General features: G+C 62.1%; 18 protein-coding genes. 8 read left to right on the plus strand and 10 right to left on the minus strand.

The window, feature by feature from the left end:
• Window positions 1–43 precede the first annotated feature (43 nt).
• Window positions 44–787, minus strand: coding sequence for a hypothetical protein (locus JIN84_RS03300; RefSeq protein ID WP_200349580.1), 744 nt, complete (start codon window positions 785–787; stop codon window positions 44–46).
• A gap of 168 nt (window positions 788–955) precedes the next feature.
• Here JIN84_RS03300 and JIN84_RS03305 point away from each other — a divergent pair, with 168 nt between their 5' ends.
• Window positions 956–1,960 carry an MDR family NADPH-dependent oxidoreductase gene (locus tag JIN84_RS03305; protein ID WP_200349581.1) on the plus strand — a complete coding sequence of 335 codons (1,005 nt, stop codon included), beginning with the start codon at window positions 956–958 and terminating at the stop codon, window positions 1,958–1,960.
• A gap of 13 nt (window positions 1,961–1,973) precedes the next feature.
• Here JIN84_RS03305 and JIN84_RS03310 read toward each other — a convergent pair whose 3' ends face one another.
• Both JIN84_RS03310 and JIN84_RS03315 read right to left on the minus strand, forming a co-directional pair.
• The gene (locus JIN84_RS03310; protein ID WP_200349582.1) at window positions 1,974–2,579 is read right to left on the minus strand and encodes a hypothetical protein; all 606 of its coding nucleotides are present in this window, start codon (window positions 2,577–2,579) and stop codon (window positions 1,974–1,976) included.
• A gap of 130 nt (window positions 2,580–2,709) precedes the next feature.
• Window positions 2,710–3,624 (minus strand): alkaline phosphatase family protein, encoded by a 915-nt coding sequence (locus JIN84_RS03315; RefSeq protein ID WP_200349583.1) that lies wholly within the window; start codon window positions 3,622–3,624, stop codon window positions 2,710–2,712.
• A gap of 213 nt (window positions 3,625–3,837) precedes the next feature.
• On the opposite strand from JIN84_RS03315, the gene JIN84_RS03320 reads away from it, so the two are divergent.
• The 7 genes from JIN84_RS03320 (at window position 3,838) to JIN84_RS03350 (ending at window position 9,096) form a co-directional block, all read left to right on the plus strand.
• Window positions 3,838–5,070, plus strand: coding sequence for an LL-diaminopimelate aminotransferase (locus JIN84_RS03320; protein ID WP_200349584.1), 1,233 nt, complete (start codon window positions 3,838–3,840; stop codon window positions 5,068–5,070).
• 9 nt (window positions 5,071–5,079) lie between these two features.
• The gene (locus JIN84_RS03325) at window positions 5,080–5,655 is read left to right on the plus strand and encodes a hypothetical protein (protein ID WP_200349585.1); all 576 of its coding nucleotides are present in this window, start codon (window positions 5,080–5,082) and stop codon (window positions 5,653–5,655) included.
• A 34-nt stretch (window positions 5,656–5,689) separates the two neighbouring features.
• A complete protein-coding gene (locus JIN84_RS03330) occupies window positions 5,690–5,860 on the plus strand; it encodes a hypothetical protein (protein WP_200349586.1) in 171 nt (56 codons plus the stop codon).
• Between the two features lie 78 nt (window positions 5,861–5,938).
• Window positions 5,939–7,465 carry a family 43 glycosylhydrolase gene (locus JIN84_RS03335; protein ID WP_200349587.1) on the plus strand — a complete coding sequence of 509 codons (1,527 nt, stop codon included), beginning with the start codon at window positions 5,939–5,941 and terminating at the stop codon, window positions 7,463–7,465.
• Between the two features lie 195 nt (window positions 7,466–7,660).
• Window positions 7,661–8,209, plus strand: a complete 549-nt coding sequence (locus JIN84_RS03340; protein ID WP_200349588.1) for a hypothetical protein — start codon at window positions 7,661–7,663, stop codon at window positions 8,207–8,209.
• A 33-nt stretch (window positions 8,210–8,242) separates the two neighbouring features.
• Window positions 8,243–8,845, plus strand: coding sequence for a YiiX/YebB-like N1pC/P60 family cysteine hydrolase (locus tag JIN84_RS03345; RefSeq protein ID WP_200349589.1), 603 nt, complete (start codon window positions 8,243–8,245; stop codon window positions 8,843–8,845).
• A 71-nt stretch (window positions 8,846–8,916) separates the two neighbouring features.
• Window positions 8,917–9,096: a hypothetical protein gene (locus tag JIN84_RS03350; RefSeq protein ID WP_200349590.1), complete on the plus strand. Its 180-nt coding sequence runs from the start codon at window positions 8,917–8,919 to the stop codon at window positions 9,094–9,096.
• Window positions 9,097–9,172: 76 nt separating this feature from the next.
• Here the strand turns inward: JIN84_RS03350 and JIN84_RS03355 are convergent, their stop codons facing one another.
• The 7 genes from JIN84_RS03355 to JIN84_RS03385 all read right to left on the minus strand — a co-directional run bounded on the left by JIN84_RS03355 (window position 9,173) and on the right by JIN84_RS03385 (window position 20,732).
• Window positions 9,173–9,769, minus strand: a complete 597-nt coding sequence (locus JIN84_RS03355) for a hypothetical protein (protein WP_200349591.1) — start codon at window positions 9,767–9,769, stop codon at window positions 9,173–9,175.
• Between the two features lie 11 nt (window positions 9,770–9,780).
• Window positions 9,781–10,116: a hypothetical protein gene (locus JIN84_RS03360; RefSeq protein WP_200349592.1), complete on the minus strand. Its 336-nt coding sequence runs from the start codon at window positions 10,114–10,116 to the stop codon at window positions 9,781–9,783.
• Between the two features lie 376 nt (window positions 10,117–10,492).
• A complete protein-coding gene (locus JIN84_RS03365) occupies window positions 10,493–11,863 on the minus strand; it encodes a DUF1501 domain-containing protein (RefSeq protein WP_200349593.1) in 1,371 nt (456 codons plus the stop codon).
• A gap of 150 nt (window positions 11,864–12,013) precedes the next feature.
• Window positions 12,014–14,605: a PSD1 and planctomycete cytochrome C domain-containing protein gene (locus tag JIN84_RS03370; RefSeq protein ID WP_200349594.1), complete on the minus strand. Its 2,592-nt coding sequence runs from the start codon at window positions 14,603–14,605 to the stop codon at window positions 12,014–12,016.
• An 18-nt stretch (window positions 14,606–14,623) separates the two neighbouring features.
• A complete protein-coding gene (locus tag JIN84_RS03375; protein ID WP_200349595.1) occupies window positions 14,624–16,474 on the minus strand; it encodes a sulfatase-like hydrolase/transferase in 1,851 nt (616 codons plus the stop codon).
• A 95-nt stretch (window positions 16,475–16,569) separates the two neighbouring features.
• Window positions 16,570–17,271 (minus strand): hypothetical protein, encoded by a 702-nt coding sequence (locus JIN84_RS03380; RefSeq protein WP_200349596.1) that lies wholly within the window; start codon window positions 17,269–17,271, stop codon window positions 16,570–16,572.
• Window positions 17,268–20,732 (minus strand): pilus assembly PilX family protein, encoded by a 3,465-nt coding sequence (locus JIN84_RS03385; RefSeq protein ID WP_200349597.1) that lies wholly within the window; start codon window positions 20,730–20,732, stop codon window positions 17,268–17,270. The genes JIN84_RS03380 and JIN84_RS03385 overlap by 4 nt, the downstream gene beginning before the upstream one ends.
• Window positions 20,733–20,763: the final 31 nt, after the last annotated feature.

Raw genomic sequence — 20,763 nt, forward strand, 5'->3', positions numbered from 1 at the left:
AGAGTGCGGCGGCTGGTGTTTATTTCAAGAAAAATGAAGGGGGCTAGTAGGCACCGCTGTTCGGCACCGGTTCGAGCTTGTCCGAGACGGTGGCACCCTTGGCGTATTTCAGCACGGCGTCGAGAAGGCCGGCCTTCGCGGCGAGCGCCATGCGGAAGTTGCCCGCCGCGGTTTCCGTAAGGACAAGCTTTCCCGCTTTGTCGTAAAGCGCGAAAACATATCCATAGTATTGGTAGCCGCCAAGATTGCCCGCTCCCTTGTTGTCGCTGTCGTAGGTGGTGTTGAACGGCTCCATGTCCTTGCTGAAGGATCCGCTGGAGTCCACCGCCGCCTCGAATTTCTGCGTGGAAAGCACGTTGTAAACATCCGGCTTGCGGGTGTTCCTCCCGAAAAAAACGATGGTTCCGTTCAAGCCGTCGGCGCGCACCGTGGTGCTGAGGTTCGCCAGCTTCACCGTGCAGGTGATCTCCTGGATCTCCATGTAGTAGCTCCCGGCCTTGTCGCGGCGGCGCTTGCCGATGACCACGCTCGGCTGGAGCCTGTATCCGGTGGCGGCTGTTTCCTCCGCCTGTTTGCGGATGCGGTCCTGCGAACCCTGGTCGAACTGCGAGATCGGCAGCTTGTATTCCTTCGCGTCCCCCTGGCGGGTGAACGTGACGGTTTCATCCGCCAGGTTGACGAGCTCGATGACCAGCGAACGGCCTTTCTGGTCGGCCACCGTCAGCAATTCCCCGCCCATCGCGGTCGTGGCCAGCGCGGAGCACGCGAGGAGGATTGCCGGAGTCATGCGATGACGGGGAGGTGACATGAGAGGCTTTCTGACGAAATCTGCTAGAAATGGCAATTCGAAAGCCACGGCGATATTCCATCCACCCTGCCATGACCGGATGATTTCCAACGGAGTTGGCGGAACTTCCCGCTTGGCGCGGACCATTCCTGTGGCAGTCTTCCTTCCATGGAAGATGACGACTCCACGAGCTTGGGAAAACAACTTGTCTTCAGAGAGACCGGAGCTCCCGCCGAGGTCCTGGGAATGGAAACGGACATCCTGATCTCCCGCTCTCCCGAGCCGGGAGATGTCCTCGTCCGCATCCTCGCCGCACCATTGAACCCGGCGGATCTCAATACCGTGGAGGGGACCTACGGCGTGAAACCACCCCTGCCCGCTACGCCCGGCATCGAGGGCTGTGGTGTGGTGGAGGCGAGCGGTTCCCCGGATTTCTCACCAGGCGACCGCGTGATCTTCCTGCGCCGCGCGTCGACCTGGGCCTCGCACACGAGCGTGCCGGGAGACGTGCTTTTCAAGCTCCCCTCCGCCATCGATCCGCTCCAGGCGGCGATGCTGAAGGTGAATCCGGCGACGGCCTGGCAGTTGCTGCACGGCTTCACCGCCCTGGAAAAGGGCGATTTCATCGTGCAGAACGTGGGCAATTCCGCCGTGGGCCGCTGCGTCATCCAGCTCGCGCGGGATCTCGGCATCCGCACGATTTCCTTCGTCAGGCGCGAGTCATTGTTCGGGGAACTCACCGCCCTCGGCGCCGACCATGTTTTCCTCGATGACGAATCCGGGCCTGTCGCCGCCAAGGAAGTCATGGCTGGAGCGAATGCCGCCCTCGCCTTCAACGCCGTCGGCGGGGAAAGCGCCCTGCGCCTCATGAAACTGCTTCGCGAGGGAGGCACCCACATCACCTACGGAGCGATGGGCCGCAAACCCGTTACCATCCCGAACGGCCTGCTCATTTTCCGTGGTATCGAGATCCGGGGCCTGTGGGTCACCCGCTGGATCGAAAACGCCCCGCTGGAGGAAGTGCGTGCGGTTTACCAAGACCTCGCCGCCCGTGTGGCGGCCGGGACACTCGTGCAACCCGTGGACTCCACATTTCCACTGGAGGATTTCCAAACCGCGCTCGCCCGGTTGGACGCTCCGGAGCGTTCGGGGAAAGTGTTGTTCGTGCCGTAGGACGGTATCGATTTCACCTGACCCGCCGCCGCACCCACATCGCGCCGGCGGCGGCAAGGAGCAGGGCCGCACACGGCTCGGGGATGGTTGAAACGGCGCCGATCACGTACATCCCGCCCCGTTCCGTCCCCACCAGCGGGCTGTTTTGTTCCGGCAGCACGACATCACCCGCCGGGAAATCCGCGCGGTAGATGGAGAGCGTCCTGACAAAGGTGCCTGAGTAAAGATAGTCGGCGTTGTCCCCGGTATCCACAAATCCCATGGTCGCCAGCCACGGCATGGTCGCCGCGATGTCCTCGATCCGGTCGTCGATGATGAGAAACAGCCTCGCCGGGACATCCAGTGTGAGCCGAAGCCTGTAGTTCGCATCCTGGCTGTCGCCATAGCGCGTTTTCACCGAATCCGCCCCGAGCAGGTAGCCGGGCACATTGCGGTAGATGAACGAATAATCGTAATAGATCGGAAGGTGCGGACGGAAGTTGTTCGCCGAATGCGTCAGGAGGAAAGTCGGATTCGCTCCGGTGGAGTCCAGCCGCTCCGCGAAGGAAATGACCGCGGCGGGCAGCGGCGGCGAAACCACCAACGCTAGGACAAGGAACGTGAGACCGAAGGCTTTCATCCGATGATGGGAAACGAGTGTCCGTTTCTTTTCCACACGGTCAAGGCTTCCAAATGAGGTAAGGAGCGCCGCCATTCCGACGACAGTCCCCCTCGGAGACTGTCCCAAAATCAAAGACCGGCCGGATCGCTCAGTCCACAAAAGCGGAGGTGACGGGCCTGCCCCAGAATCCTTCGGGCACCGGCACGCCCAGCAGCCAGAGGGCGGTGGCGGCGGTGTCATACTGGACGACCGGCGCGGTGATGGTGAAACCGGGCTTCACGCCCTTGCCCCAGGCGATCCAGGGAATGGTGACGTCATCCGGGGTGGAGTCGCCATGGGTCCCGCGGGTGATGCCGTTCTTGTCCTTGATGTCGTGGCCGCCGTGATCCGCGGTCAGGATGAAAACACTGGTCGACGTCAGGCCCGCCTTGTCAACCGAGTCGCGGATGACCTTGAGCGCCTTGTCGGTATCGGCGAAGGCCTGGATTTTCTCAGGGGAATCCATGCCGAATTCGTGGCCCTTCACGTCCGGATCCCCGAAATGGATGAAGCACAGGCCCGGCTTGAGCGTGCCGACGTTCGCGGCGAATTCGCGGGCGACGCTGCCACAGGTGACGTCGTCCTTAGGAAAATCGAACACGTCCACGCTGCCCGGCAGGTTGAGGTGCTGGAATTTCTCCTTCGCCACGAACATGCCGGTGCTGATGCCCTTTTCCTTGGCGAGGCTGAAGATTGTCGGCACCCCGACCTTGCCTTTTTCGGGCTTGTAGTTGTTCCAATCGATCTGGTGCTTCTGGATGCCCACACCGGTGAGCATGGAGGTGTGGGAGGGCAGGGTGATGCTGGGGACGATGGTATAGGCTTCCCACGTGTGGGCTCCCTGCGCGGCCATTTCCTTGAAAAGCGGCATGTCGGACTTGGCGATGCCGGCGGGCGCGCCCTGGTCGAAGCTGATGATGAAGACGTGCTCAGCGCGTTGCTTCACAGGAGTTTCCGCAGCCTCCGCGCGGGAGATGAGGAGGACGAGAGATGAGAGAAGAAGTCGGGAAATGGCAAGGTGCATGGTAGGGAAGCGAAGGAAGACAACACCCATACGGAGCCGGGCGGATGGATTTTTCGCCGGTTGGGCGGCCCGGCGGGCAAGATGGAGTCGAGGATTCCCCACCCGTTCCCCCCCTTTTCCCGGTTCACAAGATCTTCCGCCCGGCACCTTGCCCGCGCCCCGGGGCTTCTTCCACTTGCACGATCCCGCGTCACTCGTTAAACGTCCGCCCGCATGGCCACGATCAATTCCAATTTCCTCAAGCTGAAAGCCGGTTACCTTTTCCCTGAAATCGCCCGCCGCGTCCGGGTCTATACCGAGGAAAATCCCGACAAAGCCGCCCGCATCATCCGCTGCGGCATCGGCGACGTGACCGAGCCCCTCCCCGCCGCCGTCGTGAAGGCGATGCACGAAGGAGTGGAGGAAATGGCGGACCGCGCCACCTTCAAGGGCTACGGCCCGGAGCAGGGTTACGAATTCCTGCGCCAGGCCATCGTCGACAACCAGTTCGCCGATCTCGGCATCTCCGCCGACGAGGTTTTCATTTCAGACGGCTCGAAGTGCGACACCGGCAACATCCTCGACATCTTCGGCAAGGGCAACGTCATCGCCATCACCGACCCGGTTTACCCCGTCTACGTCGACACGAACGTGATGGCCGGCAACACCGGTGACGCGGATGAGAAGGGCGCCTACGAGGGCCTGCTCTACCTGCCTTGCAACGCCGCCAACAACTTCGTCGCGGACGTTCCTGCGGAAAAGGCGGACATCATCTACCTCTGCTTCCCGAACAACCCGACCGGAGCCGTCGCCACCCGCGCGCAGCTCGAGGCATGGGTGAAATACGCGAAGGAAAACGACGCGATCATCCTCTTCGACGCCGCCTACGAGGCATTCATCCAGGACCCCGCCATCCCCCGCTCCATCTTCGAGATCGAAGGCGCGCGCGACGTGGCGCTCGAGTTCCGCAGCTTTTCCAAGAACGGCGGCTTCACCGGCGTGCGCTGCGGCTACATCGTCATCCCGAAAACCGTGACCGCCAAGGCGGACGACGGCACCCGCGTGCCGCTCCACCAGCTCTGGTCCCGCCGCCACAGCACCAAGTTCAACGGTGCCAGCTACCCGGTCCAGAAAGCCGCCGCCGCGGTGTTCTCCCCGGAAGGGAAACAACAGGTCAGCGCGCTCATCGAGCACTACATGGGCAATGCCAAGCTTCTCCGCGAAGCCGCCGCCGCCGCCGGACTTCCCGTCTTCGGTGGTGAGAACGCCCCTTACGTCTGGGTCGGCTGCCCTGCCGGACTCACCTCGTGGGACATGTTCGACAAGATGCTCGGCGAAGCCCAGGTCGTCATCACCCCCGGCTCGGGCTTCGGCTCCGCCGGCGAGGGCTACTTCCGCATCTCCGCCTTCAACTCCCGCGCGAATGTCGAGGAAGTCTGCCGCAGGCTGAAGGCGCTGGTGGCTTGATATTTTTTCATGGAGTCCCCCTATCAACGCTTGGTCATGGGTTATCACGGATGTGATCGGGGCCTTCGTGATCGCGTCCTTTTGGGCGATATGTCGCTCAAACAGAGTAACAACAAATACGACTGGCTTGGTAGGGGACTCTATTTTTGGGAATTTGGACCGGAGAGAGCATTGGAGTGGGCCGAGGAACTGAAGGCGCGGGGTAGAATCGACACCCCCTCCGTTCTAGGAGCTTATATCAATCTTGGGCATTGCTTTGACCTTTTGGATGTTCGTTACACAAAAGTCCTTGGGGAGGCATACCCGGAATTCGAAAGCGTGCTCAGCTCTTCTGGAAAAACAATCCCGGTCAACCTCCCTTTGGCTCCAGGAGATCCGGACATGCTCATTCGTCGGAGAGACTGCGCGGTTATCAACTGGACCTTGGACCGCTATGAAAATGCGATGGGAACTTCTATCGATACCGTCAGGGGAGTATTTCAAGAAGGGGAAGCAGCTTTCCCAGGTGCTTTTATTCGTCAAAAGAGCCACATCCAGATTGCAGTGAGGGAACCGACTTGCATTGTCGGCTTTTTCAGACCATGATGGTTGCGTGGCCAGACAAGGAAAAGAAACCCGCATGGACGCCTCCCCGGCAGAAATCTGGAAAGCGGCGCGCAAGACCTTGCACTCGATGACCACAGCTCAGAAAGTGGAAACACTGAAAGGTGCGGGCATTTTGACGGTGAAAGGAAATGTAAGTGAGCCTTATAAAGGCGTTATCCGTAAAAGTGTTAGTCAATCAAATTGACCTATTTGACCTGTTGGATTGGTAACACTCTTCTCCAACCTGGCTTGCCGCTGGCGGAATCCTGTCCCAAGCTCCGGCATGATCCACCGCATCACCGCCCTGCTCATCGCGACCGTCGGCATCGCCTCCGCCGCGCCCACGCTCCCCTTCAAGGCCGACTTCTCGAAATTCCCCGCCTCCTCCTGGAAATCCCTCGGTGGTGATTGGTCGGCGGCGGATGGCGTTCTCAAGGTCAGCGGCGGCAGCGGTCCGAAAGTGGTGATCGACGGGCTTGCGGCGGGTGATTTCCAACTGGATGTGGAACTGCGGCCGGAAACCGACGGCGCGCAGGCGGGTGTCGTCATCCGTGGCAGCGATTTCGCGGAGGGCATCGACTCGTTCCGGGGTTATTTCACCGGCATCAAGGCCGGAGGAAATCTCGTCATGTGGGGCGCGAATGATCCCAAGTGGCGGGCCATCGCCGTGCGTCCGGTTGAGATCAAGGCCGCCACCTGGTATCACCTCCGCCTGCGCGTGAAGGGGGACAATCTCAAGCTCTACGTGGACGACGTGCCGATCACGGATCTGACATGGCCGGTATTCGACGGCATCGACACGGCATTCGCCCAAGGCGGCGTCGCCCTGCGCGCGCTGGACGGCGCGGCCTCGTTCCGCAATCTCACGATCACCCCCAATCGGGTTCCGGCGTTGACCGGCGGATACACCAATCCCGTTCAAACGGGGGCGGCGGACCCGGTGGTGCTCCACCACGGCGGGAAATACTACGCCTACACGACCTACACTCCCGATTTCCCACGCATGCCCCGTGGCATCCGCCTCTACACTTCCAGCAATCTCGTCGATTGGAAGGACGAGGGATATGTACTGAAAAATCAGGACACCTGGGGCAATTCGCGATTCTGGGCGCCGGACATCGTCGAAAAAGACGGCACCTTCTACCTCTACTACGCCGCCGACGAACGGATGTGCGTGGCCACCGCCAAGTCACCGGCGGGCCCGTTCAAGCAGGAGAAGGAGCAGCCGATGGAGCCGTCCAGCATCAAGATCGACGGACACGTCTTCGAGGACGGGGACGGACAACGCTACTTCTACTACGTCACCTTCGGCGACGGAAACGAGATCTGGGGTGGCAAACTGAACAACGACATGATCACGGTCGATCCCTCCACCTTGAAACAAATGGTGAAGCCGGACCAGCCATGGGAACGCCACCACGGTGCCGTCACCGAAGGACCTGAGATATTGAAGCACAAGGGCACCTACTATCTTACCTACTCCGGCAGCCACTTCGAGAGTCCGGAATACGCCGTCGGCTACGCCACCTCGGACAGCCCGCTCGGCCCGTGGAAAAAATTCGAATTCAACCCGGTGATGAAATCCACCGCCTACGCCCACGGCACCGCGCACCACTGCTTCATCCCGTCCCCGGATGGGAAGGAAACCTTCATCGTCTATCACCGCCACAGCAGTCTCAAGGAAACCGAGCCACGCGCGCTTTCCATCGACCGCGTCCGCTTCGTCCCGGATCCGGCCGGAGGTCCTGACATCCTTCAAATCCACGGTCCCACCTCCTCACTCCAACCTCTGCCATCCGGGGCGCGATAAGGAGGGTGGGACTACGGCCCACCCGGATGAAAAGTGAAAGCCCCTCCTCCCGGCGGCCCGGCACCGCGTGGTTTGTCCATCGTCCGGACCCAAGGCCGTGGTGGGCATTCATCTCCTCAAGATTCCAAACCTCACGCCGCATCGGCTGAAACTCCACTCTTGTGGTGGAAACATCTCTCCTGTTAGAACCCTGTCATGCGGTTGGATTTCGAAGACGTGCTGGCAGGTTCGATTGGCAGGATCGTCCTGACCGCGCTCTTTTTCATCAGCGCGTTGTGGATCGGAGGCCTGATCGGCGGACTGTCATGGATGGTCGGAATGGAAACCCACTGGGACCTTTCCGATGTCAGGGGTCTGCTCGAAGCATTTTATTACAGCCCCCTACTCCTGTTCAATGTCTGGCTCATTCCCAACATCGCTTTCCTGGCGATCATGCTGATCTGGGTGCTCGTCAATGATGGCACGGGCCACCTGACATGGGGACTGATCCTCGGCATGGAATCGCTTTTCGTGATGCTGGGGTGGTGTCTGGATTTTGATGACCCCAAGAAAGCGATCATCTCGTGGTCCTGCTGGCTCCTACTCCTCGGCATGGCCGAGACGGGGGTCTGGCTGCACTGCCAGATGATGAGGAACCGGTGGGTCCGTGCGATGGCGGAGCTCAGCGCGGAAAACGCCATGCTGCGCGCCCAACGGGCCGCAATGTCCGCCGCGGAAGAGGTCGAAGGCCCCGACTTGAAATAACTCCGGACCCGCGCATGTTTCCAACTGATGAAAATGGCCCGTCTCCTCCCGGTGTTTGCCATCCTCCCGCTTGCCGTGCTGCCCGCCACCGCGGAAAAGCTGCGTGAGGGAGATGTGGTTTTTTCCGGCGCGAAGCGCGGACAAGGCGGGGCGATCATCGCGGCAACCGGCTCCCCCTACACCCACTGCGGGATTGTTTTCGAGAAAAACGGCAGGCTGATGGTCCTGGAGGCGGTGCAACCGGTGGGCGTCATCCCGCTGGCGGATTTCAAGGCCGCCGGCAGTCCGGGCCCCTTCCTCGCCCGCCGTCCCAAAACACCGCCGGCACCTGGGAAATACAAGGAGGCCCGCTCATGGGCGATGGCCCAGATCGGCAAGAACTACGATGTCCGCTTCGAATGGGGCGACGACAAGCTCTACTGCTCCGAACTGGTCTGGAAAATCTACCAGCACGCCGGCGTGGAATTGTGCGAACCACGCCGGTTCCGCGACTACGATCTGGAGCAGCCGAGCGTGAGGAAAATCATCGACGAACGCTACGGCGGGATGGGAAAAATTCCATTGAATGAAAAAGTCGTCGCACCGTCAGACCTCGCGAATTCCACGCAACTTGTGACCATTTCCACCGGTTCATAAGACACTGGAATTTAAGAAATCCTTACAATATGCCTTCCCAGCCCGGGAAATATCCGTTACCAAAAATTCCGATGAAATCAATCCTACTACTCACTGTAGCCGGCGCGGCGGTCCTGCTCACCTCCTGCAATACCATGATCGGCCTCGGCCGTGACATGCGCATCGGCGGCGAAGGTTTGGAAAACTCCGCGAACAAGGTCTCCGGTGGCGGTTCCTCGTCCGGAGACACATCCGGCGCTCCTGTTTACTGAAGATCCTGAAAAAATCACGGCGTCCTCCCCTCATCGGGGCGGACGCCGCTTTGTTGTCCGGGGAGAGAACAAAATATCAATATCCGCGCCAGAACGCGAACGCACAAACAAGTGTGGCGATCCCATAGACAAGGCCCGCCACGGACACCAGGGTCCAGCGTTTCTGGTCCGCCGTCACCCAGGTCACGGCATCCCGGAAGAGGTAGGGCATTCCCACGAAAAACAGCGAGGCCGTCAGCACGGCGTAGGCATAAATGGGAATCAGAAGACGGGACTGGGGATCCTTCAGGAACGCGGCACCCAGCAAGGGAGCGGCCACCATCAGGCCGAGCAGTCCCAAGGCGCGGACCGCCAGGAAATCCCGCACGCTCATGCTGACAAGGATGAGCGACGCCGGAACGAGTATCCTCAGGAGGCCTTTCACACCGTTGAACTCACCGAGATCCATCGCGAGAGCGCTGAGCTTGCCCATGCCATCCGGCGCGATGAGCAGCCAGAACCACGCCAGGCCGATGCCGAGCAGGATCTGCCCCAACGCCTGGTCCCGTGGGAACTTTTTCAGGAATCCCTGCACGGCGGCCGGCTTCGCAAGCATCAGTGCGTGAACGCCGATGAGCCAGATGGCCAGCACCACACCGGTGGCGAAGAGTGGCAGAAGTTGGTATGGATGCATGCGGCCTCCAACTAGTCCGGTCGGGCGGAACATTCAAGTGCCATCTCCGGTGGTGGAAACCACTTCGATTCTTCCAATTCCCCCACCGCCTTTTCAAAGGTCACCCTTTTTTCACCCGCCGGAAGCGCCGTGATGTAGGCCCCCATCGCGTTTTCATCCTTCCTCTTCCATGATCTGACGATCTCCCCGGAGTAGGCATTCCCGGTGAAAACCATCGCCCCCTGATCCTGCATGTTCCTCAGGTAGATCAGATCGTCGAAGTTTTCCGCGGCGGCGACGGGGTCGATCTTCGTCCAACAGCTGCTGAAACGCAGGGAGAAGTCCTGTTGGGAACCTCCACGTTTCATTTTTTGCAACCGCCGCATGACCGCCGCGCCATCCGCATCTCCCCCATGTCTGGAGCAGCCCGTCGACAAAGATGTAGTGGTTCTCCATCCCATACACCCGGATGTTCCCAGCCTCCAGAGGGTCGAACGTCCCTTCCGGATCTTCCTTGGCGAGCCGGCGGGACGGTGCGGGTTCGCCAAAAAGAGGGTTTCTCTTTCAGATGATCCGGTCGCGTCGAAAGGAACAAGGAGCGGCGATCTCCGAATCGCCATCGTTCATGGATCCGCCGATGAATCGCGCCTTGGCCCTTCTTATCGTCCTCGCATGGGCTGCGGCGGATCCGAGCCCGCCACTCCTTGAAACTTCCCATTCCGGCGATTTCCTTGAACCATCCCCTTACGCGAATATCTCCTTCGCCACCTTGCCTGCCACATCCGTCAGCCGAAAATCCCGACCGGCGTAGCGGTAGGTGAGGTCCTCGTGGTCGAGGCCCATCAGGGCGAGGAGTGTGGCGTGCAGGTCGTTCGTGTGCATGCGGCCATCGACGGCCTGGATGCCGAACTCGTCGGTGCCGCCGTGGGTGTAGCCTTTTTTCACGCCTGCTCCGGCCATGAACATGGAATAACCGGTGATGTTGTGGTCGCGGCCGTCCTTGCCCTGCGAGGTGGGCTGGCGGCCGAACTCGGAGCCGAAGAGCACGAGCGTGTCCTCAAGCAATCCGCGCTGGTCTAGATCCGTGAGCAGCGCGGCGGTGGCCTGGTCCACGTTTCCGGTACGCTCGATGAGCCCCTTGTGGAGGTTGTTGTGGTGGTCCCAGCCGGGTTGGCAGATTTCCACAAACCTCACGCCGGCCTCGCTGAGGCGGCGGGCCATGAGGCACTGGCGGGCGAACGCTCCGCCCGGACCGTCCTTGATGCCGTAGGCGGTCTTCACGTGCTCGGGCTCCTTGGAAATGTCGAGCAGCGCGGGCACCTTGTCCTGCATGCGGAAGCCGAGTTCGTAGGAGGCGATGATGCCGTCCACCGGATCGGGCGCGCCGGATTTCGCGGCGAGGTCGCGGTTCATCGACTGGATGAGATCGAGCTGCCTGCGCTGCGCGTCCGCCGCTGCGGAGGCCTTGAGATTCGAGAGGAAACCCTGGTCGGTGATGCGTGTTCCCTGGAAATGCGCGGGAAGAAACGCGCTGCCGTAGTTCACCGCGCCGCCGAAATTCGGCGAGGGGTTGATCGTGATGTAGCCGGGCAGGTCCTGGTTGTCCGTGCCCAGTCCGTAGAGCAGCCACGATCCCATGCTGGGGCGGGTCAGCGCGGCGTTCGCGCTGCCGGTGTGGAGCTGGACGACCGCCTGCGGGTGGGCCGGAGTGTCGGTGTGGAGACCACGCAACCAACAAAACTTGTCGGCATGCGTGGCGATGTTTGGCAGCAGCTCCGAGAACCATGATCCGGTTTCGCCGTATTGCTTGAAGGCGAATTTGGAGGCAACCAGCGTGCCGCCGCCGGGACCGGTCTTGCCGTCGTTTTTCTGGAGGTCCGGCTTGTAGTCGAAGGTATCCACGCCGGACATCGCGCCCTCCATGAAGATGAAGATTATCTTTTTCGCCTTGGCCGGAAAATGCGGCTTCCGGGGGAGCAGCGGATTGACGGGAGCCTGCGCGGCCAGCAGGGACTGGTTGCCGAGCAAGCCGGTGAGCGCGAGGTGCGCGAAGCCCGCTCCGGCGGAGCGCAGGACCGAGCGGCGTGAAAATTGATTGAGATGCTGAAATGACATGGTTTTTGTGTGAATGAAGGGATCGAAGCGTGTCAGTCCTTGGAGTGGTCCGGAGTTCAAGCTTCAGCTTGTCTTCGCGAAGAGCACGCTAATGCGCGAACTCCGGACGGCCTCTTGGTGGCAAAGGATTTGTGGATAAATAAGGTCGTCTTACCGGATGAACCGGAATTCGGCGGACGCGAAGAGCGACTGGATGAGCGCCATCCATGCGGCGGTCTTGTTGTCTTTCGCCACGATGCTGCGGTTTTCGATGGTCTGGTCGTCACGGGGAATGTCGTCGGGATTCACGGGCGTGTTGTCGCCCGGAGCCTCGTCATTGCCGGTGGTGTTGACCGCGAGGGTTTCGTCCGCTCCGGCAGGCGCGTCGTAGCTTCCGGCGAAATCGCTGAGGAACTGCCGCGCCCGCTCGATTTCCGCAGGGGTGGCCTCACGACCCATCGAGTGGAGGTAAAGCCCCGCGATGTTTTCATCCGTGCTCTTGTTTTTCTCCGCTGCGACATCTTCCGCCAACGCGAGCGACTGTTCGAGGACGAAGGTCGAGTTCAGCATGAAGAGCGCCTGCGTCGGGACGGTCGTCGCGTCGCGTTTGCCGGTGACCAACGACTGGGTGACGGGATCGAAGGCCTCGAGCGACTTCGGAGTGACTCCCCGCAGCAACGGCAGATAGAGACTTCGGTTCGTGCTCTGGTTCGACGCCTTGAGGAGATCCGCCGCTTCCTTGCCGTTGTCACGGATTTCCACCATGCGGAGTTTTTTCACCGCGGCCTCGTCCGGGGCGGTGAGGTTCAGGCGGCCGGAAACCGCGAGGATGGAATCGCGCACCTCCTCGGCTTCCATCCGGCGCGGCGAGTGACGCCATACCAAACGGTTCGCAGGATCCGCCCCGACCTGGGCGGGAGTGGACTCGGAGCCGAGCCGGTAGGCGCGGGTGAGCACGAGTTCGCGCACCAGCTTTTTCACCGACCAGCCGTCTTCAATGAACCGGCTGGCCAGGTGGTCGAGCAGTTCGGGATGCGACGGGATGTCCCCCTTCACGCCGAAGTTATCCACCGTGGTGACGATGCCCTCGCCGAAAAGGTGCTGCCAGACGCGGTTCACCGCGACGCGGGGCGTGAGCGGATTGTTCGGACTGGTGAGCCACTGCGCCAGCTCGAGACGCCCGCTCTGCGCGGGATTCACCGCAGGCGCGCCGGGCACGTCGAAGACGGAGAGGAAACCGCGAGGCACCTCCGGTCCGAGGCGCTCGGCTTCGCCACGGATGCGGATCTGGGTGTCGCCGATGCGCTTGGAATCCGTGACTCCATGGACCGCGAGGCCACGGGCGGCGGAGTCCGTGAGTTCGAGCAGCTCGCCCTGGGCCTTCTCATATTTCAGGCGGAAAGGACGCTGGGTGGGCTGGCCGTTCGCGGCACGTTTCAGGCCTTCCGGCGTGCCACGGATGGCATCCCACTCTTTTTTGGTCTCCTCCACATTCTTCTGCAGCCTTGCGACCTCCACCGGGTCCGGCGGAGGAAGGTCCGAGGAAAGCCGGACCAGCATGCCGGGATCATAATAATCCAGGCCGTTGCCACCCATCTTGTTGCGCACTCCCGCGCGGTCGTCGGTGCTGGTGAAGATCCCGGCCAGCGAGTAATAGTCGGTCGTCGGGATCGGGTCGAACTTGTGGTCATGGCAGCGCGCGCAGCTCACCGTCACGCCGAGGACCGAACGCGTGACCGTGTCGATCTGCTCGTCCACGTTGTCCATCTGGAAGCGCACCTTGAACCGCTGGTTCACGTCCTTCACGCCGAGCGCGAGGAATCCGGTGGCGGTGAGGAGGCGGTCGCGCTCGTCATCATCCGCAGCGGGCAGCAGGTCGCCGGCAACCTGCTCGGTGACGAAGCGGTTGAAGGGAATGTCCTTGTTCACCGCATCCAGCACATAGTTCCGGTATTTCCAGGCGTGCGGATACGGGATGTTCCGCGAGGGTCCGGTGGACTCGCCATAGCGTGCGATGTCCAGCCAGTGCCGTCCCCAGCGCTCGCCGAACGCGGAGGAGGCGAGCAGACGGTCCACCGTCCCGGTATATCTTCCCAGCGACGGGTCCTTGGTGAATTCCGCGATCTCCTCCACCGACGGCGGCAGTCCGGTGAGATCGAAGGTGATGCGCCGCAACAACACTTCCGGCGTCGCATCCGCCACGGGCTCGAGCTTGTTCTCCCGGAGTTTGGCTAGAATGAAACGGTCCACGTCACCCGCGGGCCAGTCGGTGTTTTCCAAGGCCGGCACGGGCGGCTTGACCAGCGGCTGCCACGCCCAGTGGGATTCGCGCAGCTTCGGGTATTTCTCCTTCTGCTGGCTGTAGTCCGGAACCTTCTCCGCAGGCCACGCCGCACCGTCACGGACCCACGTCGTGAGATCCGCGATCTGCCCGGGTGTCAGCGGATCGCTCTCGCGGGGCATCCTGAGGCGCTCGGTGGTGTGGTTCACCCGCTTGAGGATGAGGCTGTTTTCCACGTCCCCCCTGACGAGGGCCGGCCCTTCGTCGCCGCCATCCAGCAGGCCGTTGAGATCATCGACCCGCAATCCTCCCGCAGCCTTGGTGTCGGCCGAGTGACAGTTATAGCAATTTTCCGTAAGGATGGGCCGGACCTTTTTCTCGAAGAATTCGAGCCGGGGATCCGCCGCATCCGGTGCGGCGGCAAGCGGCGACATCAGGGAAAGCAGCACGACAGCGGGCTGCGGAAGGATCTTGGAAAGCATGGGGATCGGGAACGATTTTTACTGAAGGGTCACGGAAGCCTCGGCGACGGAACCCGAGAAATTCGCCGGCGCGGTGTATTCGCCGACGGCGGCATCGCCGTCATTTCCCACGTGCAGACCTTCGCCGGGCTGTTTCTGGATGAGGCTCGCGAGTTTCCCCTCGCCGGTGGTTTTCCCGTCCACCTTCAAGGTGACTCCGCCGTCGGGCGCGATTCCGGCTTCCACCTGGTGCGACCCGGCGGGCAGGACTTCCGTTGAAACAACGGTGGAAAGCTGCTTCGCCACCCGTACGGAAAGGGCCAGTTTCCCATCCTTCACATGCAACGAGTAACCCTGCTGCGGACCACCTTGGGACAGGATCACGCCCGAAGGAGCTGCCGCATCCACGCGGGCGGAAATGGTGAACGCGCGGCTGGCGATCTGCGGTGCCTGATCGTCTTCGAACGAGTCACCGGATTTCCACTTGCTTGCCGGTGCGGCGGAATTTTCCGCGGAGTTCCTGTTGCGCGCGCCGGCACGACGGTTCGGCAGCCACTTCGGATCGACAAGCTGGGCGTTCCACGCATCCCATTGCGCCGCGAGTTCCTTGAACTTCTCCGGGTTCTTGCTGGCGAGATCGTTGACCTCCCCGATGTCGTCGGCGAGGTTGTAGAGCTGGGCTCCGGCGGTCGAGGCCTTGCCGGCGGTCCCTCCCCGGGCGGCGTTCGCTTCCGGGCCTTTCACGAGTTTCCAGTCTCCCTTGCGAATGGCGAGCTGCTGGCCGAAACGCCAGTAAAGCGCGTCGTGCGGAGCCTCGGTCTTCTCACCCCTGATGTAGGGCAGCAGGTTGACTCCATCGAGCTTCCAGTCGGCCTCGGCCTCCACACCGGCGGCGGCGAGCGCGGTCGGCAGCAGGTCGATCTGGATCACCGGGCGGTCGTCCACCTTCGCAGCCGGAAGCTTGCCCTTCCACTGGATGGCGAACGGCACGCGCACCCCGCCCTCATACGTCTGCGACTTGAAGCCACGCAGGGGTCCGTTGCTGGACGTCGTCTGCGCGGTCGGTCCGCCATTGTCGGCGATGAAGATGACCAGCGTGTCCTCCTCGAGTTTCAGCTCGCGGATTTTCCCGAGCACGCTGCCGACCGCGTCATCCAGCGACGAGAGCAGCCCGGCGAAATGACGGCGCTTGGTGTCGGTGATGGAGCTGAAACGCTTTTCATATTTCTCGGTGACTTCCAGCGGCGCGTGCACCGCGTTGAACGGAAGATAGACGAACCACGGCTCATCCTTTTTCCGCTCGATGAATGCGGAGGCCTCCCTGGCGAAAGCCTCCGTCAGATAACCGGGATCCTTCACGATCTCGCGCCCGCGCAGCACGGGATTGTTGGATTCCGCACCGGCGTTCACATAACTGTGGGCACCGCCGAGGAAGCCATAGAATTCGTCGAAGCCACGGCTGAGCGGATGGTATTCCGGGGTGTTGCCCAAATGGGATTTCCCGAACCAGCCGGTCGCGTATCCCGCCTTGCGAAAGCGGTCGCCGATGGTGGTCTCCGCCAGTGAAAGTCCGATGGGCTCATTGCCCGCGACCGGTGGCCCCGGGTTGAACTCATGGCCGAAGCGCTGCTGGTACTTCCCGGTGAGAAGCGCGGCGCGGGTGGGGCTGCAATACGGCCCGCTGACATAGCCACTGGTGAAGCGGGTACCGTTCGACGCGATGCTGTCGATGTTCGGCGTGGGGATGTCCTTGTTGTATCCTTGGATTCCGAGCTCTCCATAACCGAGGTCGTCGGCGACGATGAGGAGGACGTTCGGTTTTCTATCAGCGGAGAAAACAGGAAGGGAGAGGATGGCAAAAAAGCCGGCGTAGAGGGCGTTTCGTTTCATGGGTATAAGGGATTGGTACAAAATTCGGTCTTGATGGTGCCCGGATCGGGGCTGGCGGAGGAGGACGCCTCCGTGACGCGACGGTCAGGCCGCTGTCAGAGGTCGTTGGAGGTGAGGTCCGGCTCCTCGCTCTGGTTCGCGGCGGTGAGCAGGAGCGTGCGGTCGGGGATGCTCCGCATGTTCACCCGGTTGGTGACCGGGTCCTGATAGACGCAGAGCAGCCAGCGGCGGTCCTTCCTCACGGCGCAACGCGTCTCGGTGAGACGGTTCCAGCGGCCTTCCTTCTCGAACTCGAAGCGCACACCCTGCACCGCACCGGGTTCGCCCTTCAGTTCGAGATCGCCCGTCGCACCGGACGCGGCCTCCACATAACTGCGGCCGATCCCGCCACGGATCTTGCGTGGGGAAAAATTGATCACACGATACGTCCCGAGCCGGAAACGTTCGCCACGATCCATCACCAGCGCGCTGTATGGCTCGGCAGCGCCCGATTTTCCGGGAACCAACACGACCAGCGCCTTGTCGATGTCCGCGGGGATCTTGATTTTTCCGATGGCGGGAGCGGTGGTCGCGTCCTTGCGCAAGATCACGTCACCATTGACGGCGCTCGCGGTCACGGGATCGGTGAGATTCGCCGTGGAAAGACGCACGGGGGAGGAAACATTTCCATTGGCGACATGGATGGTTTCCAGGCCCGGCACATACTTGAGGCAGAAAAATGATACCTCCACGTTGCGGACTTCATCCGCGGCATGCAGCGGGACGACAAGGGCGAACAGGGCGAGCAGTGTTTTCATGAATGGATAGGTTGGAGTTTGGAAGGTTGCACCCAGCGGAAGGAGACGACCTGGAAGCGGCGGCCGAACAGGATGTTGGGAGCGGCGGCGGGAGCGGCGGCCGCGGCATCCGCCGGGTCCACGTATTCCGGGAAACGCTGGACAGTGGCTTCGCACCAGGCGCTGGTCTTGCGGCCGGCCTTGTCCACCGCCTCGCCGTACGCGCGGATCACGAAGGTGTCGCCCCGGGCGCGGAGCTGCGGAAGGATGGGAGTGAGCAGGTCGCTCTGGGTGATGACTCCGGGCGCGCCATCCGCGGTGTTTCCGGAACCAGCCTCGGTGTTCGCACCACTCGTCGCATCGAATTCCGACTGCGGATCCAGCACGCCGCTGTTGAGTTCGGCCCGCTCGATGGCGGCTTGCAGGGCGCCGCTGCGGGACAGTTCGCCCTTGCCGGGGCGGCGGTTCACGAACTCGGCCAGCGACTGGAACGGTCCGCGCTTCTTCACTTCCTCCACCACTTCCAATGCGAGTCTTTGGATCTGCTTCTCCGTGAGCCTGCGGTAACCCGTCCATTTTGTCGGATCGCTGCCGTCGGATTCATAGCTTGGACCGGTGGCGGGCAGGTTCCGTGAAACCGGAAGCCCTTCCGCCTCGTCCAGGCCGCCGTCCGCGAGCGGAGTCGCCTGGTCGTTGTTGGAGGCGAGCACCGCCTCCCATGCGGCCACGCGGGTGGAGTTCACGTTGAAGGGAGCCTCGAGCAGGAGGTTCGCCGCGAGGTGGAGGTGGGACTCCTTGTCGTCCAGCAGGCGTCCTGCGACATCGTCCGCCGCTTCGGTGCCCAGATAGGGAACGAAGCGCGAATTCGGCAGCCGCTTGTTGTCTTCGAAAAACTCTTTCAGCAGGTCATTCCCCTTGCGCGCGCTGCCGCCTTCCAACGCCGGATGATCGGCGGCGCTGGAGAGGAAGTAGCCGTCGAACAACGCGTTGTTCGCAAGATACGAGTGATCTAGGTAGGTCCGGCTCCCGGAAGTGTCCCTCACGCGGTCCGACTTGAGCAACGGCGGTGCGAAGGAGTTCGCCACGACATGCGACGTGAGCGGAAGCTGCCCTCCCGAATTCAAAGGAGCATGGGTGAACTGGCCGAGCGAATGGGCCGGGGCACGGGGCAGGCTGGAAAACGACGCGATCTCGCTGCCCGTCTGGGCATACACGCCCGATCCGCCATAACCGCGGTTCCTCTTGGTGCTGATCTCGATGGTCGGGCTGTCGGGCGGCCAGTCGAACATCGGTTCCCACTTCAGCTCATATTGCTGATGGGCGAACTCCTCGGTCTGGTCGAGCCCGGCGGACGCGTAGAGGTTCGTGGGCGCGTTGTTCAGCCATGATCTGGAAGGAAACTTGGAGTCGCGCTCGGTCTTCTGTTGGAAGGTCGCGATGAGGAACGGCTCCTTGTAACGCAGCGATCGCATCGCCGCCAGGCCGTCCGCCAGCGTGGCCGTCGGGATGGATCCATCGATGACGATGGCCGGCAGTTCGTGCCGGGAATATGGAGGCAGGAACTCTTTCTCGCGGTCGCCGTAGTCCAGTTCGATGCCGCCGATGAGCTTCTTGTTGGTTTCGTTCCCCATGTAGTATTTGAGAAATCCGGTCACTTCCTTGCCTCCGGCCTCGGCCAGGACGTCATTGCCGGCGCGTTCGGATTTCACCTCGACCTCGATCTTGTCGCCCGCCTTCACCGCCACGGTGCGGATGCTCTTTCCATAGTCGGTGCCGGACTTCGCCCCGGTCGAATCCACGAAAAGATTCATCGTCGTGATTCCGCCGATCTCCGGGCTGCTCGCAGCGCCTGCGGGCGGGTTGAACCCGGGACGCAGGAGCAGCCCCTCCTCGCTGGCTTTCTGGTCGCCGTGCGGCCTCCAGTTGTGCGCGGTGAAAACCATGTGCTCGCCGGGTTCCAGCACCACGCTCTGCTGGCCGGTCTCGGGCAGGACCTTCAACAGGTAGTTCTTTTCCTTGCGGTCGGCGAAGTCTCCGACGGTGTAGGTGTTCGTCAGCCTCGTGTAGTTGGCATTCAGGAGCACGCCGTTCTTATAAAGGCGGAACGCGAGCGGGATCCGGTAGAGCTCGATGGTTTGTTCGCTGAAACGGATCGGCACGTTGTAGGGATTCCAGAGCGTGATGACCGGATCGATGGCGAGCCACGTCATGTAGTTGTCCCGCAGCCGGGCGGGGCTGGTGCGCGCGCTGCCGGCCTTCCACATGTCCTCGAGAGTGCCTCCGTAGCCGAAGCTCAGGCTGAAGATGAACTGCGCCTTCGCCAGGACGGGCGCGAGCTGCTGTTTGTTGAACGACGGATGCCTCAGCAGCGCGTCTCCGGCGGGAGCATTCGCGCCTTTCGGCCGTTCCTCGATGTTCGAGACGTTCGCGGTGATCTCCGGTTTGCCTCCAGAACCGAACAGATCGTAGGTCCGGTAGTGCGAGCGCAGCAGCGCCCACGAAGGGTCCGGGCTGGGCAGCGGATTCGCCCCGGTGAACCGGCCGGGAGGCGGCACGAGCGGCGTGTCCTTGCCGGAGTAGATGAAACGCGATTCGTATGACTTCGGAAGCGCGTCCTCGTCGAACAGGCGCGAGATATCGGTGGCCAGTCCGCCGTCCACCACATTGGCGAGCAACCCGAGGCTGCCGGAAGTCACGTCATGAAACGACGCGTCTTCCTTTTTCACACCGAGCAGCCGGGTTTGTTCGATGGACAACAGCTTCGCCCGCTCGTCCTTCTTTTCCGACAGGGTTTTCCATGCGGAATCCTTGGCCGCCTGGAAACCCAGCTCGTGGGCCGCGGTCATGCGGTCGTACTTGTCCTCATAGGTCTCCGCCGGTTTCTCGGCGGAAAGCGAGATGTCCGCCTTCTGGGATTCGTCGAAAACCGCCCAGGCGATTCCTCCGCCGGTTCTGCCGGGAGAGTCCGAGAGCTTGACGATCTGCGCGTCCACCCCGGCGTCGTCTCCGGCGGCTTCCACCAGGGTGACCTTGTCGCCGGATACCTCGCTGTCGACGTAGGACTCCTTTTTCGAGTCCTCCCGCAGGTTGCTGGAGACGAGCCAGCCCTTGAAGCGGTTTTCCTTTTCCTTGTCCCAGTCCGGCGCGTCTCCCTCGCCTTTCCACTGCCAGCCTTCCCATACGCCGGTCAGGTTCTTCTGGGCGTGTCCGGCCTTCCCGATGGCCGAGGTGGCGGTCACCCGGTTGTCCGGCCCTGCGGCGGCCTGCAGCTCGCCGATGGCAAGCTGCAGGGCAAGCCGCGCGTTCGCCCGCGCCCGCTGGGTGGCCGAGTCACTGCCGCTGGTCCTCAGTGAGACGGCGGACAGGCCCAGCATCCCCACGGCCACGACGACCAGCAGGATCAGCATCGCAAGCGTCGCCACAAGGGCGAAGCCCTGCTCGCGGAGGTGCGGGCGTGTCGTTGGAAAAGCGGAGGAATTCATCACGATGGAAGGCGGAGTGGTGTAGGCAAGC

Origin of the sequence: Luteolibacter yonseiensis (assembly GCF_016595465.1) — a bacterium.
GTDB classification, from domain to species: Bacteria; Verrucomicrobiota; Verrucomicrobiia; order Verrucomicrobiales; family Akkermansiaceae; genus Luteolibacter; species Luteolibacter yonseiensis.